The organism is Ignavibacteriota bacterium (assembly GCA_016708125.1).
In the GTDB taxonomy this organism is placed as follows: Bacteria; Bacteroidota; Ignavibacteria; order Ignavibacteriales; family Melioribacteraceae.
The window spans coordinates 2,027,510-2,042,421 of record JADJGF010000001.1 but is presented as its reverse complement, the minus strand read 5'-3'; the positions used below and the strand labels follow the sequence as shown (position 1 = coordinate 2,042,421).

The 14,912-nt window shown below is 30.7% G+C and carries 10 protein-coding genes; 3 read left to right on the top strand and 7 right to left on the bottom strand.

Annotation, left to right across the window (positions count from 1 at the left end):
* Window positions 1-6 precede the first annotated feature (6 nt).
* The 5 genes from IPH62_09060 to IPH62_09040 all read right to left on the bottom strand — a co-directional run bounded on the left by IPH62_09060 (window position 7) and on the right by IPH62_09040 (window position 6,069).
* Window positions 7-1,347, bottom strand: a complete 1,341-nt coding sequence (locus IPH62_09060) for a type II secretion system F family protein (GenBank protein ID MBK7105420.1) — start codon at window positions 1,345-1,347, stop codon at window positions 7-9.
* A gap of 118 nt (window positions 1,348-1,465) precedes the next feature.
* Window positions 1,466-1,861 carry a hypothetical protein gene (locus IPH62_09055; GenBank protein ID MBK7105419.1) on the bottom strand — a complete coding sequence of 132 codons (396 nt, stop codon included), beginning with the start codon at window positions 1,859-1,861 and terminating at the stop codon, window positions 1,466-1,468.
* A gap of 234 nt (window positions 1,862-2,095) precedes the next feature.
* Window positions 2,096-2,479 (bottom strand): hypothetical protein, encoded by a 384-nt coding sequence (locus tag IPH62_09050; protein MBK7105418.1) that lies wholly within the window; start codon window positions 2,477-2,479, stop codon window positions 2,096-2,098.
* Window positions 2,480-2,721: 242 nt separating this feature from the next.
* Entirely contained in the window at window positions 2,722-4,491 is a 1,770-nt protein-coding gene (gene aspS, locus IPH62_09045) for an aspartate--tRNA ligase (protein ID MBK7105417.1), read from the bottom strand.
* A gap of 135 nt (window positions 4,492-4,626) precedes the next feature.
* A complete protein-coding gene (locus IPH62_09040) occupies window positions 4,627-6,069 on the bottom strand; it encodes a hypothetical protein (GenBank protein MBK7105416.1) in 1,443 nt (480 codons plus the stop codon).
* 310 nt (window positions 6,070-6,379) lie between these two features.
* Here IPH62_09040 and IPH62_09035 point away from each other — a divergent pair, with 310 nt between their 5' ends.
* Together IPH62_09035 and IPH62_09030 are read left to right on the top strand one after the other, a co-directional pair.
* Window positions 6,380-7,036 (top strand): DUF4159 domain-containing protein, encoded by a 657-nt coding sequence (locus IPH62_09035; GenBank protein MBK7105415.1) that lies wholly within the window; start codon window positions 6,380-6,382, stop codon window positions 7,034-7,036.
* Between the two features lie 2 nt (window positions 7,037-7,038).
* Complete coding sequence (locus IPH62_09030; protein MBK7105414.1) at window positions 7,039-10,413, top strand: hypothetical protein; 3,375 nt, start codon at window positions 7,039-7,041, stop codon at window positions 10,411-10,413.
* On the opposite strand, the gene IPH62_09025 is transcribed toward IPH62_09030, so the two are convergent.
* Both IPH62_09025 and pepT read right to left on the bottom strand, forming a co-directional pair.
* Window positions 10,410-12,101 carry an AMP-binding protein gene (locus IPH62_09025; protein MBK7105413.1) on the bottom strand — a complete coding sequence of 564 codons (1,692 nt, stop codon included), beginning with the start codon at window positions 12,099-12,101 and terminating at the stop codon, window positions 10,410-10,412. The two genes, IPH62_09030 and IPH62_09025, sit on opposite strands and share 4 nt — an antisense overlap.
* A 107-nt stretch (window positions 12,102-12,208) precedes the next feature.
* Window positions 12,209-13,465, bottom strand: a complete 1,257-nt coding sequence (gene pepT / locus IPH62_09020; protein MBK7105412.1) for a peptidase T — start codon at window positions 13,463-13,465, stop codon at window positions 12,209-12,211.
* Between the two features lie 132 nt (window positions 13,466-13,597).
* On the opposite strand from pepT, the gene IPH62_09015 reads away from it, so the two are divergent.
* Complete coding sequence (locus IPH62_09015) at window positions 13,598-14,902, top strand: thymidine phosphorylase (GenBank protein MBK7105411.1); 1,305 nt, start codon at window positions 13,598-13,600, stop codon at window positions 14,900-14,902.
* The last annotated feature ends 10 nt before the right edge of the window (window positions 14,903-14,912 follow it).

The following is a 14,912-nucleotide window of genomic DNA, read 5'->3' as shown; positions in this document are numbered from 1 at the left end:
TTATAATTACATTGATGGTGGTTTAGGACTTATTGTTGCTGTTTCTGCTGAAACTAATGTTAACCCAATCATAACTACCATAATTATCATTGCAATAAATACTTGAATCATTTCTATCACATTTTTTAATCTAAATACAGTTTCACTTTCGTAATAATTTGCTAATTGTTTTGCTGTATTTTTAATTGTACCGGTTTCTTCACCGGAATGAAATCTTGAAATTGCAGTAGATGTAAAAATGCCGCTCGCTTCTAATGCATCCGTAAGACCAATACCTTTGCTTACCATCAGTGGAATCGAGACATTTTTAATTTGACTTTCGAAGTACCTATTTCCTGTAGCTTCTGCCGCAATTCTAATTGGCTCAATGCTATCTGCCGAACCTGTATATAATGTGTAAAATACACGGCAAAATACTTCAATATTTGTTTTGTGAATTAAAGATCCCATAATTGGAATTTTCAACATGTATCTATCTACAAAGAATTTTCCTTTTTCAGTTTTTGAAAATCGCCATAATACAATTGGCGGAGCAAGAATTAGTATAGTTAATAATATTGGATTTGCTAAAATGAAATCACTAAAATCTAATGTAGCTGCCGTCATCGGAGGAAGAGGAATATCAAATTTCAAGAATAACTTAGCTGTTTCCGGAAAAATGTAACCAACATAGAATAACACTGCAATGAAAAGAACAAATAATGTTATAAGCGGTGTTATTAATGCACTTCTTAAATTCTTTTTAAATTCTTGTTGTCTTTCTAAGAACTTTGCAGTAGCTCTGTAAATTTCTGTCATGTTACCGCTTTTAGAAGCCAACCCAAGCATATATGCAGTAAACTTTCCGAAAATGCCTTCATACTTTAAATATACTGCTTCACTATCTGCACCTTTTTTCAATTCGTTATTTATTTGCTTTAATGTTTCTCGTAATGCCTTATTTTCAAGATCATTTTGAAGCAAAGTCATAATTTCACTGTAAGGTAATTTTTGATCTAAAAGTTCTGCACTGATTTTTACAAACGAAACAATCTCCTGTGCAGGAGGTTTCATATTAAATTCAATGAGTTTTTTGTTGACAGAAATTACCTGGTAACCAAGCTTTGATAATGCTTGCGTTACCTCTTCTTTATTAAATGCTTTTTGCTCTCCAGAAAAAGGTTTTTCACTTCCTTTTCTAACTTTGAACATGAATGTAGATTTCTTTTCAATGGATTTGGTTTTTAGTCCATGTTTAGCAACAAGTTCTTGTATTTTCTTTTTACCTGCGCTTAAAGTTGGAGCACTAATTGTACCTGAAATTGCTTGTCCATTTGCTTTTAAAGCATTAAAACGTAATTCTATCATAATGTTTTCTTCTTAGTTTTTTTAATAAAGAAGGCTAATAAAACTATCTTACTTCGCTCTATTAGCCTTTCAATGATTAAGAACTTTTAATTGATAATCGAACTAAATGATAAATATTTTAGAAGTTCGCGAAATAAGTTGTATCAATTTCATTTTTGGTAATTTCCATTGTAACTGAAAATGGAGTACCGTCTACACCAGCTTCAGTTGATGTTGCTGTTAAAGTTAAAGCATCTTGAGTTTGAGCATCGATAGTTACATCTTCAGACATATTTGCTGTTTGAACTAATGAACTTGGAACATCCCATCCTACGAATGAGTTTCCGCCACCGCCCATTGCTGTTGGTTTTCTATAATATTGTTGAGCCATAGCAGCTAAAGTTGTAAGATCTGCAATTACTGCATCTCTATTAGCATTTTTACTGCTTGCTGTAAATACGTTGATACCAACTACTACTGCGATACCAACAATGATAACACCTAAAACGATTAATAATAACTGTTGTTGACCCATTATTTTAACTCCTTTTGTTTGTTAATGGTAATTGTTTGAGATTAAATGTTGGAATAACTAAAGAAATAACTGTGCCAATTCTAAAAACATTCAAAACTTTAAAAAAAAGTGATTTATATCACACATATGTGTATGAAAATGATTCACTATTGGCTAATATTCTCAAATATTTCAATTTGGTACAGTAAGAAGGTAATGAGGATGTAAATTTTACCTGTAGAATTGACTTAAATTTTAATTAATAATTTCCGTAGAAATAGAATCAGCGGTAACCGTCATTGCAACTTTAACAGAATCATTTTCGGTTACAACTTCGTTTCCGGTACCGGTAATTATTACCTGCTCTGCTTGAATTTCTGTATTGACAAAAAACCCAGCTTCTGTTTGGTTAAATTCTTGAGGAAGCTGCCATCCAATAAAAGATTTTCCGCCGCCGCCGTATGCTTTAGGTTTTCTATAATATAATTGAGCTTCACTGGCTAAGATTGTACATTCATTTATAATTTCATTTCGTTTTTGTTCAACAGAATTAGCAGTAAACATTCCGATGCCAACAAAAACTGCAACGCCAACCAATATAACGGTAAGCATTATTAAAAGTAACTGTTGTTGACCCACTTATTTTCCCCCCAGAAAATATTTAATTAAGATATTCATACATATACTTATCAAGTTTCTTGCCAATTATTATCGTATAATCAAAGGATTTTATAATTGCTATAAATCAATAATTCATTAAAATATCTCAATATTGATCTTAATCAAAAAAGTAATCCCAATTTTAGAACAATCTATTTCAATTGTTAAAATTTTTTAACTTTATGAACTTTTGGCATTTTAGTTCACTTTAAGTACTTTTTTTACTTTCTCAGCCGAATGTGCAAATCTCTTAATTGTTCATCATCTACTTTTGATGGAGCTTCATCCATTAAAGAAATTCCGCTTGTGGTTTTGGGGAACGCTATTAAATCTCTAATTGAATTTTCATCCGTAAATAACATAACCATTCTATCCAAACCAAATGCAATTCCACCGTGGGGCGGCGCTCCGTATTGAAATGCGTTCATTAAAAATCCAAATTTTTCTTTTGCTTCTTCATCGGAAATTCCTAAAGCTTTAAACATTTTAGCTTGTAATTCCGAATTATGAATTCTTATACTTCCGCCTGCAATTTCATTTCCATTCATTACCAAATCATAAGCTCGTGCGTGAACTTTTAACGGATTTCTTTCAAGATATTCTACATCTTCTAATTGCGGAGAAGTAAACGGATGATGCATTGCATAAAGTCTTTGAGTTTCATCATCCCACTCAAATAATGGGAATTTTGTAATCCAAATTAATTCATCTTCAACAACATTTTGTATTAAATTTAATCTTTTTGCCATTTCCAATCGTAAATTTCCCATAATAGGAAGTGCTTTACTTTTTGAGCCGGAAAGAATTAAAACTAAATCCCCGACTTTTGCGTTTAACTTTGAGATAATATTATTTTTTTCGATATCGGTTAAAAATTTGGAAATTGGCGCTTCTAAACCATCTTCTTTTACACGCATCCAAATTAAACCGCCGGCACCTAATTTTTTTACAAATTCCGTTAAAACATCAAGTTGATTTCTTGTATAATCTCCGCAATTTTTTGCCAAAAGCGAAGTTATAATTCCGCCATTATCTAATGTATCTTTGAACACTTTAAATTCAGTTGCTGAAAAAACTTCATTCAAAGTAACCATTTCCATTCCGAATCTTGTATCGGGTTTATCGCTTCCAAATTTTTCTAATGCTTCATTGTACGTTAATCTTTTTAGAGGAAGCTGTAAATCTTTACCTTTAATTTCTTTGTATAATTTTGCCATCAAACCTTCAACCATTTGATGAATAATTTCTTCGTTGATAAAAGACATTTCCACATCAATTTGGGTAAATTCCGGTTGGCGATCTGCACGCAAATCTTCATCTCTAAAGCATTTTACAATTTGAAAATATCTATCATACCCGGAAACCATAAGCAATTGTTTATAAGTTTGCGGTGATTGCGGAAGTGCATAAAAACTTCCTTTGTGAAGTCTGCTCGGAACCAAAAAGTCTCTTGCGCCTTCCGGAGTACTTTTCATTAAAATCGGAGTTTCAACTTCTATGAAATTATTTTCATCAAAATATTTTCTTACAATTTGATAGAATTGATGACGTGTTAGAAGATTTTTCTGCATTCTCGCTCTTCTTAAATCGAGATATCTATATTTTAATCGAAGTTCTTCTGAAACATCTATATTATCTTTAATTGGAAAAGGCGGAGTTTTTGCTTCATTTAGAATAATTAATTTATCAACCATTATATCAACATTTCCGGTTGCCAAGTTTGAATTTTCAGTTCCGGTTGGTCTTTTTCTAACTTTTCCTTCAATTGAAATTACAAACTCACTTCTTAAAACTTTGCTTAGTTCATGCGAATCTTTATTATAAGTTGGTTCAAAAACAATTTGTGTAATTCCGTATCTATCTCTTAAATCTATAAAAATAACGCCGCCTAAATCACGACGGTTATCAACCCATCCGTTTAGAACAACGGTATCGTTAATATTACTTTCTCTTAAATCATTACAAGTATGTGTACGAATTTTGAAATCCATTTATTTCCCAGTTATTATCTTAATTTAGTTTGCTAAGATAATTAAATAGAGCCCTTTATTCAATACGACGAAGGTTTAAAAATACAAAAGTCCGGCAATTACCGGACTTTTTATACTTATTTTTGAATAATTTAATTAACGTGTAATTCCATTTGCAGAAGCACTTGATCTGCCATTTGGACCGCTTGAGCTAACAGTAACAGTTATAGCGGCAGGTGTTAATTCATCCGGTTTAGTATCTTGAACAGAGAAATAAAATATTGTATTTCCTTGTTGTGTATCCGGCATTGTAATATTTATATCTCCGCCGGCGCCGGCATCGCCATCAGTTGCAATTCCAACCGAGTAATTATTTCCGGAAGCTAATGGATGACCCATATCATCGGTTACGGTGTACATAAATGATTGAAGTCCGCCGTTTGCAATATCTACTGTTTCAACTTGTGTAACGTTTCCTAACGTATCAATATTTAATGGATATAGGTTTACAACCGGTAAACCGGAAAATAATAATCTTGTTCTTGTAGTAATTTGTTCTTCATTTTCATTTACTGTTGATGCATATACAAAGAAAAATCCGGGTCCATAAGTTGGATCATTTGGTTTTGGATAACCCGAAAGAAGACTAACTGAAGCGACTCCCATTTCGTTTGTTAGTGCAGAACCGGCAATTACACCAGCATCCGAACTAAAATAAACTGCTGTTCCGGGTCGTACCGGATTTGAAAATTTATCGCCAATTAAAACTGTTATTCTTGCTTCTTCATTTATTACATAAAAATAAGGATAATTTAATTTTTCAGGACCAATACTAAAATGTGCCATATCCGGGAAACCGCCGTGAATTGTAACGCTTACTGGTTTTGATGCAATTGGTTTTCCATCAACAACGGCTTCTGCAATTATTTGAGCAACTCCTGCTTTTGTCCCGGTTTTTAAAGAAACTGCTGCTTTTCCTAAAGCATTACTAACAACCGAAGAAGGATATAAATATTCTCCGCCGTTTGGTGCAGAACCAAATCTAAAGCTTACTTCAATTGCATTACTTTCACCAATAATTATTCCGCTTGAATCCGAAATTTCAAAAACTATATCAATATTTTCTGCAGCACCGCTTGCGGTTACACCAACAAATTCCGATGATTGAGTATAAAGATAAATTGATGCCGCTTTACCGGAATACCCGGCAACATTTGAGCTTTCATCTCTTTGTAATTGAAAAAGTGGAACTTCCATCTCTGTATTTACGATTGCAAATATTTCGGTTGTATCTTGAAAATATCCCGCTTTAAATGCAATTATTGATAAATCAGTATCAGAAGTTAATTCAAAATTTGCTGTAAATTTGCCGTCAGCGCCCGTAGTTGCACCTTTAACGGTTAATCCATCTGAAATTTTTATAATTGCACCGCTTAAAGGATCACCGGATTCTGCTGCTACAACTTGACCATTCAGAACTACTACATCAGTCGTATCAGTTCCATCGGTATCGTCAGGATCTGTACTTTTTGTATCGCAGCTAATTATAAATGCTGATAAGATTAAAATGAAGGCAAACAAAATATAGTTCTTTTTCATAATTGTATCTTCATAGTTATTTGTTTTTAAAATAGTATATTCTATAATCGACTTAAGTTTTCTTTAGTTAAGTAGCAAATTATTTTATCAAATTTATTCAGCTAAAATTTTTCATAAAATTATTAGGTAATTGAATTTTTGATTTTTTGTGTCTCAAAAATCATTCAAAATGCTTGAAAAATTTAATAATGAAACAATATTTTTTTAATTGTGATATAGCTCACACAAATAAATAGGAAACAAATTGCCTCCGCAAGTAGTAATATTATTTAATTTTAGGTATCGTTTTTAGAAAAGTTTGAAAAACAAAATGATCAAAATTTTACTAATTATAATAATTATTACTTTTGCAGAAACTTTTTCTCAAAATTCCCCATTTTTTGAAATTGCACGAGTAAAATATTCCGGCGGCGGTGATTGGTATAACGATCCTTCTGCAGAAATTAATTTGCTAAAATTTGTTTCGGAAAAGACAAATATCATAACAAATCCCGTTTATAAATTTGTTGATATTGAAACAACCGAAATTTTTAGCTTTCCATTTTTATTTTTAACCGGTCACGGAAATATTATTTTAACAGAAAAAAGTGCGAATAATTTAAGAGATTATTTGGATAACGGAGGATTTCTTTACGTTGATGACGATTACGGTTTAGATAAAAGTTTTAGAAGAGAATTAAAAAAAGTATTTCCAAATAATGAATTAATTGAACTTCCGTTTAATCATGAAATTTATAATTCATTTTACGAGTTTGAGCAAGGTCCGCCGAAAATTCATGAGCATGATAATAAAGCTCCAAAAGGTTTTGGATTGTTTTTAGGAAAACGTATGGTTATTTATTACACGGCGGAAAGTAATCCAAGTGACGGCTGGGCAAATCCCGATGTGCATAATGATTCTCCGGAAAAAAGAGAAGAAGCATTAAAATTTGGAACGAATATTATTATTTATTCACTCACACATTAAAAATGGATTTAAAAAATTCAAATATAAATTTGCTGATTTCTAAAATCTCGGAATTTATCAAACATATTTATTTTAGAGATTTTGCAATTGGAATTGTTAAAACTTTAGGAATTATCACATTAATATTTTTAACAATTTCATTGCTTGAAACTTATTTTTATTTCAGCTCAATTATTCGAACAATTTTAATAATTATTCTTTTTGCAATTTTTATAATTTCAATTATTCCGGCAATTTTAAATTTTTACAAATTATTTAAGAAACCGGAACAAACTTCAATAGAATCAGCATCTAACCAAATTGGTTTTCATTTTCCGCAAGTAAAAGATAAACTTTTAAACTCAATACAATTATTAAAAAATGATGATTCTAATTTTTCTCCCCAATTAAAAGATGCGGCTTTTCTCGATGTTTTTAACTCGGTTAAGGATTTGCAATTTGCAAAAGTTATTAATTATTCCCACTTAAAATATTTTTCAAAAATTACAGCTCTTTTTATTTTAATATTTTTTGTTTTCATTTTATTAAATCAAGATTTAAGAAGTGCTTCAAATCGAGTAATAAACTTCGGCAAAACTTTCTCAAAGCCAAATGAATTTTCACTGGAAATTTTTCCCGGAAATTTGGAAATACAGAAAAATGAAAATGTTGAAATTAAAATTATTGCAAAAGGAAATGCACCGAATACAATTGAGTTTTTTACCAAAAATCAATTTCAATCAGAATTTATTTCTCAGAATATTTTTTTAGATTCTAATAAAATTTATACTTTGCAGATAAGAAATGTTAAAAGTTCTTTTACATATTTTGCCGGAAATAAAAATTACAAAACCGATATTTTTAAAATTAATGTTTCTACAACTCCGCAAATCACAAGTTTAGTTCTGGAAATTATTCCGCCGGAATATTCCAAATTGCCAAAAATAATTCAGAATGATAACGGCAATCTTTTAGTTTTAAAAGGTTCAAAAGTTAATTTCAATTTGAAAACTTCTAAGGAAATAATAAATGCGACGATTATTATAAATGATAGTTTGAAAGAAAAATTAATTATCGATAAAAAAAATATAACCGGCACTTACAAAATTTTTAATGAAATGAATTATTTTTTTGAGATTATAGATTCAGCGAAAAACAAAAATGAAAATCCGATTTATTATTCCGTAAAAATTATTCCAGATGAATTTCCGGCAATTGAAATTACAAAACCGGAACAAAATTCTCTGCTTCCGCAAAACAATTTGATAAATATTAATTACACAATTAAAGACGATTTCGGATTTTCAAATTGCATTTTGAATTATAAAATTTCCGAAACAAATGAAGAAAATTCTGAACAAAAGTTTAACCAATTAATTTTAGCAATTGATAAATCTGAATTGGAGCAAGCGCTATATTACAATTGGGATTTAACAAAATTATTTTTGCGTGAGAATAATATTGTTACTTTTTTTATTGATGTTTTTGATAATGATAATATTTCCGGTCCCAAACAAACGAGAAGTAATTTTTTCAAAATTAGAATTCCAACTTTAAATGAACTTTTTGCCGAAGTTGAAAACACGCAAGAAAATGCAATTGATGAGTTGACAAAAACAATGAAAGAAGCTGAAGAATTAAAACTTGAGCTGAACGAAATAAATAATGAATTGAAGAAAAATGAAAACAAAATTGATTGGAATGAAAAAGAAAGAATTGAACAAGCAGCTAAAAAATTTGAAGAAGTTTCGGAAAAAATTGAAGATGTAAAAAATAATTTGCATGAAATGCAGAATAAAATGATGCAGAATAATTTGCTCTCCGAAGAAACTATGAAAAAGTATGAAGAACTTCAGAATTTATTTGATGAGCTAAACAGTGATGAATTAAAAAAAGCTTTGGAAAATTTGAATGATTCCATGAAAGATTTAATGCGTGATAAAGTGCAAAATTCTTTAGAGAATTTATCAATGAATGAAAAAGCTTTTCAGAAAAGTATTGAAAGAACATTGAATTTATTGAAGCAAATTCAGATTGAGCAAAAGATGGATGAAATAGTTAAACGAACGGAAAAAATTGTTGAGAATTTAGAAGAGCTTAAAAAAAATACAAATGAGAAAAATTCGAAGAATGATTTAAGTAAACAAAATGAATTATCGAATGAACAAAAAAATATTGATAAAAATATTTCTGAATTAAAAGATGAGATGGAAAAGTTAAGCGAGAAAATGAAAGAAGTAGAAAATATGCCTAAGCAGCAAATGGATGATGCAAATAAAAAATTTGATGAACAGAAAAATGAAGAACTCTCGCAAAAATCTTTAGAGGAATTACAGAAACAAAATTTTGATAATGCAATGCAATTTCAACAACAGCTTTCTCAAAATATGAATTCAATGAAAAATGATTTGCAAAGTATGCAGCAGCAAATGCAGAAAAAAAATCAATCTATGGTTATGCAGAAAATGCTTCAAGCAATTGATAATATAATTGATTTATCGAAAGAACAAGAAAGCTTAAAAAATAAAGTAGAAAATTCTTATTCGCAGCAAAATCAATATTCTGAATTTATGCAGAACCAAATGGAGCTTCAGCAAAACCTTGATAATATTTTTAAGCAATTAGATAATCTTTCTCAAAAAACTTTTGCAATAAGTCCGGAAATGGGAAAAGCTCTCGGCGATGCAAAAAAAAATATGATGGAATCACTTTCCGGTCTTCAAAACAAAAACGGAATGGGTTCAACAATTGGACAAAACGAAGCCATGAAAAATTTGAATGATGCTGCTTCAATAATGCAAAACTCGTTACAAAGTATGATGCAGGGCGGAGGACAAGGCGGAGGAATGATGTCGCTTATGCAGCAGTTACAGCAGCTTGCTCAACAGCAAATGGGTTTGAATCAGCAAACACAATCTCTTCGACAAGGACAATTATCAATGCAGCAAAGAGCGCAGGTTCAAAGATTAGCTCAACAGCAAAGTGCAATTCAAAAATCGTTGCAAGATTTAAATAGAGAAGCGAAAGAATCAAGCGAATCAAAAAAACTTGCCTCAAATTTAGAATCTGTATTGAATGAAATGAAAGAAGTTGTATCGGGAATGAATACACAAAAAGTTGATGATAATTTGATAAAGAAACAAGATAAAATATTATCGCGACTTTTAGATGCACAACTTTCAATTAATGAGAGAGATTACGAAGAAAAAAGAGAATCCAAAGAAGGAAAAATTTTTGATTTAACTTCTCCCGGAAATATTAATCTTTCAAATCAGCAAGCAAAAGATATTTTAAGAGAAGAACTTCTTAAAGCAATAAAGGAAGGATATTCCAAGGATTATCAAGATTTAATCCGCAGATATTTTGAATCACTTAATAATGATGTAAATAAAAATTAGTTATACAAATATCTCTTAATTTTTTTCGTCGGAGTTTTTTCAAATGGTTCCGGTTGTTGAACAATTTTATTTAAGCGCGAAAATGTTGAAACTCGTTTATTTACATTAACCATAATTTCATTTAGCAATTCATCAACTTTTTTTCTTGCATCGGATTCTTTAACATTCTGCAAATTAAATTCTCTATCAAGTTCTTCATAATTTAAATGAATTCTTGCGATCAATTTTTTATCTGATTCATAAACTAAAGATTCTAAGACATAATTATTTTCATTAATCACAGATTCTATTTCTTCGGGATAAATATTTTTTCCGTTGCTTCCAATTATTACATTTTTGGATCTTCCTTTTAAAAACAAATATCCATCTTTATCAATATAACCAAGATCGCCGGATTTGAACCATCCGTCTTTACTTAAAACTTCGGCAGTTTTTTCGGGATCTTTGTAATATCCTTTCATAACATTTGGACCTTTAATATAAACTTCACCTTCATTTGTTGTCGGATCGGGATCAACAATTTTAACTTCCATTCCGTAAAGTGTAGTTCCCGAAGCACCCGAACGAACGCCAAAATTATCCGTTCCAGTAACAAGCGGAGAAGTTTCAGTTAAGCCGTAACCCATTGCATAAGGGAATTTTGCTTCAACTAAAAACTTTTCTACATCGGAAGCTAAAGCTGCGCCGCCGATACAAAACATTCTTAAACTTCCGCCAAAAGTTTCTTTCAATTTTTTACCGGCAACTCCATTTATTTTTTTTCTAAGAAGAGGAATTTTATACAAATTCCGCGTAACTGCTTTTTTATTAATTTCCGGCAGAATTTTCATTTTGTAAATTTTTTCAATAATTAACGGAACCGAAACCATAATTGTTGGTTTTACTTTTTTTAATGCAGGCAATAAAATTGCGGCTGTTGGAGGTTTTTCCAAATAATAAACTGCAGCGCCAACCATAATTGGCGTAATCAATCCAAGTGTGCATTCCATTGTGTGCGCAAGCGGAAGCTGCGAAAGCATTCTATCTTTTTCATTTATATCAACAAATTCGGTTGTTGCAACTGCATCAAAAACAATATTTTTGTGACTAAGCATTACTCCTTTAGAATGTCCGGTTGTGCCCGATGTATAAACAATTGCGGCTAAATCATCTTCATTAATTTTTTCATCTTTTATTCCAACAAATTTCATTGCGGCATCTAAAATTTTTGCAAATTCTCTTTTTCCTTCCTTTAATTTTTCACTAATAATATCACTTGTTTTATCGTGCGGAATAATGCTTAAATCATCTAACAAAATATATGTTGTTAAATTTTCCGAGCTAAACTCTTCAACTTTTTCGTAAAGTTTTGCTGATATAAATAATGCTTTACTTCCGGAATGACGTAGAATATGATGAAGATCAGCCGATTGAAATTCCGTCATAATCGGAACAGCAACTGCTCCAATTGTTGTAATTGCCAAATAAGTCAATGCCCAATTGGGAGTATTTTCACTGCAAATGGCAACTCTATCTCCACTTACAATTCCACGATCTCTAAGAAAATCAGAAATTTTCTGAACTTTAGTCTGCATTTCATTATAAGTTATTGCGTTTCCATCAATGCTTGACATTGCAATATTTGAAGGATATTTTTTAACTGATTCGTTCAGAACTTCGGCAATTGTATGCTTCTCAAGAATTACCATTTTTGCCCCGATAAAATAAATTGTGTTTGAAAATATACTTTTAAATTTATTATTCGTGAAAATAAATAAAGGTTACTTCAATATATTTTGAAATAACCTTTAAATAATTACGCAATATTTTCAGCTTTTTCTTCCCAAATTTTACAAATTTCTACAATAGTTTTTGTTGACATTTCCATATCTTGAATTGCAACATATTCTGTAACAGCATGAAAATTATGTCCTCCCGCAAAAATATTCGGAGTTGGCAAACCCATAAAACTTAAGCGTGAGCCGTCTGTTCCGCCTCTAATTGGAGATTGAATTGGTTTGATTCCCAATCTTTCTAAAGCTTCAATTGCATTATTTTCAATTTCCGGATGCTGAACTAAAATATTTTTCATATTTCTGTATTGTTCAATAACTTTAAAATTGCTGACTGAACCGGGAAATTTTTCAACAGTTTTATTAACTAATTCTTGAAGATAATTTTCATATTCTTTTAGTTTTGTATCAATAAAATCACGAATGATAAATTTTAAAACTGTTTTTTCTTCGTTGCCATTTATTGTTGTGCAGTGAACGTAGCCTTCTCTTTTTTCTGTTGTTTCCGGAGATAATTTATCTTTGGGTAAAAGTTCTAAAAAGTATGAAGCCATTTTTACGGAATTTATCATCTTCCCTTTTGCATAACCCGGATGAACATTTTTCCCAATAAATTCAATGTTTACGGCATCTGCGCTAAATGTTTCAGTTTCAATTTCTCCTCTTGTTCCTCCGTCAATTGTGTAAGCATATTTTGCACCGAATTTTTCAACATTAAATTTTTCCGTTCCTCTGCCAACTTCTTCATCTGGAGTAAAACAAATTTTTATTGTTCCGTGTTTAATTTCCGGATGCAAAATTAGGTAATTCATAGCATCCATAATTTCTGCAATTCCCGCTTTATCATCAGCACCTAAAAGTGTTGTACCATCGGTTGTTATTATATCAAATCCCAACATATCTTTTAATTCCGGATTGTTCGCAACATCAATAATTTTACCATTTAATAAAGTTATATCGCTTCCATCATAATTTTTTACAATTTGCGGATTTACATCTTTCCCGCTTACCGCCGGTGAAGTATCCACATGTGAAATAAAACCAATTACCGGAACATCTTTTTCCGTATTGCTATTTAAAGTTGCAATCACATAACCGTTTTCATCCATGTGGGCATCGGTTAAACCAATTTCCTTTAATTCATTTACAAGATATTTTGAAAGTTCAAGCTGTTTCGGATCGCTTGGAAATGTTGTTGAATCTTCATCTGATTTTGTATCGAATTTTACATATTTCAAAAATCTATCAACACAAGTAAACTTATAATTTGGATTGAACATATTTTTCCTCAAAAAATTTTATTTAAATAAATAGATTTATAATTTCATAATATCTAAAATGATTCTTAATTTCAATCTTAACGAGATAAATTTTATATTGTATTTACATTTTTATTAATCAATTCTAAAAATATGAACACTGTAACTTTAATAAAGAAAAAAAGAGACAAAGAGGAATTAACTAATTCCGAAATTAGTTTTCTTGTTTCTTCATTCAGTAAAAATTTAATTCCGGATTATCAATTTTCTGCATTTTTGATGGCTGGATTTTTAAATGGATTTACTGAAAAGGAAACTTCTTACTTAACAAAAGCGATGCTGTATAGCGGCAAAGTTATTAACTTATCTCACATCTCCGGGAAAAAAGTTGATAAACATTCTACCGGCGGAGTTGGTGATAAAACTTCATTAATTATTGCTCCAATTGTTGCGGCGGCGGGAGTTAATGTTCCAATGATTTCCGGAAGAGGTTTAGGTCATAGCGGCGGAACTCTTGATAAATTGGAAGCAATTCCCGGTTTTAATACAAATCTTTCTCTTGCACAATATCAAAGTATTTTACAGAAATGCGGAGCTGTTTTAATTGGGCAAACAAAAGATGTTGCACCGGCTGATAAATTAATTTATGCGTTGCGCGATGTTACCGCAACCGTTGAATCAATTCCGCTTATTACCGGAAGTATAATGAGCAAAAAATTAGCAGAAGGAATTGACGGTTTAGTTTTAGATGTTAAAACCGGAAGCGGCGCATTTATGAAAACTCTTAAAGATGCCGACAAACTTGCAACTTCGTTAATTGATACGGCAAAATCATTTGATAAAAAAGTTATTGCTTTTATTACAGATATGAATCAGCCGTTGGGAAATTACATTGGAAATTGGTTGGAAGTTTATGAATCTATAAAAATTTTGAATGGCGAAAAAGTTGAAGGTTTGTATGAACTTTCTCTAAATCTTTCCGGAGCAATGATTTTTCTTGGCGGAAAGGCAAAATCAATTGAAGAAGGTTTTATAATTTCCGAAGAATTAATTAGGAATGGAAAAGCATTTGATAAATTTTTAGAAATTGTTAAACTTCAAAAAGGCGATACTAAGTTTTTAAAAAATCCCGAATCATATCCCAAATCAAAATTTCATGAAATTATTTATTCCGAAAAAAACGGATATTTAAAATCAATAGATAATTATCAAATTGGAATGGCATCATTAGAATTGGGTGCTGGAAGAATTACAAAGACAGATATTATAGATCCAACTGCGGGAATTATTTTTTATCCCAAAATTGGAAATAGAATTAATAAAGGCGAAAAAATAGCCGAATTATTTTCGAACAAAAAAAATAAAATTGACGAAACAAAATCTATGATTTTAAATTCGTTAATAATTTCATCAAATAAAGTTAAACCGAAAAAATTGATTAAAAAAATTATTAGTTAGGTTGGAGGAA

Coding starts and splice junctions, on each gene's coding strand:
- IPH62_09060 (MBK7105420.1), bottom strand. CDS start 1,347: ATGATAGAATTACGTTTTAATGCTTTAAAAGCAAATGGACAAGCAATT.
- aspS (MBK7105417.1), bottom strand. CDS start 4,491: ATGGATTTCAAAATTCGTACACATACTTGTAATGATTTAAGAGAAAGT.
- IPH62_09040 (MBK7105416.1), bottom strand. CDS start 6,069: ATGAAAAAGAACTATATTTTGTTTGCCTTCATTTTAATCTTATCAGCA.
- IPH62_09030 (MBK7105414.1), top strand. CDS start 7,039: ATGGATTTAAAAAATTCAAATATAAATTTGCTGATTTCTAAAATCTCG.
- IPH62_09055 (MBK7105419.1), bottom strand. CDS start 1,861: ATGGGTCAACAACAGTTATTATTAATCGTTTTAGGTGTTATCATTGTT.
- IPH62_09015 (MBK7105411.1), top strand. CDS start 13,598: ATGAACACTGTAACTTTAATAAAGAAAAAAAGAGACAAAGAGGAATTA.
- IPH62_09035 (MBK7105415.1), top strand. CDS start 6,380: ATGATCAAAATTTTACTAATTATAATAATTATTACTTTTGCAGAAACT.
- pepT (MBK7105412.1), bottom strand. CDS start 13,465: ATGTTCAATCCAAATTATAAGTTTACTTGTGTTGATAGATTTTTGAAA.
- IPH62_09025 (MBK7105413.1), bottom strand. CDS start 12,101: ATGGTAATTCTTGAGAAGCATACAATTGCCGAAGTTCTGAACGAATCA.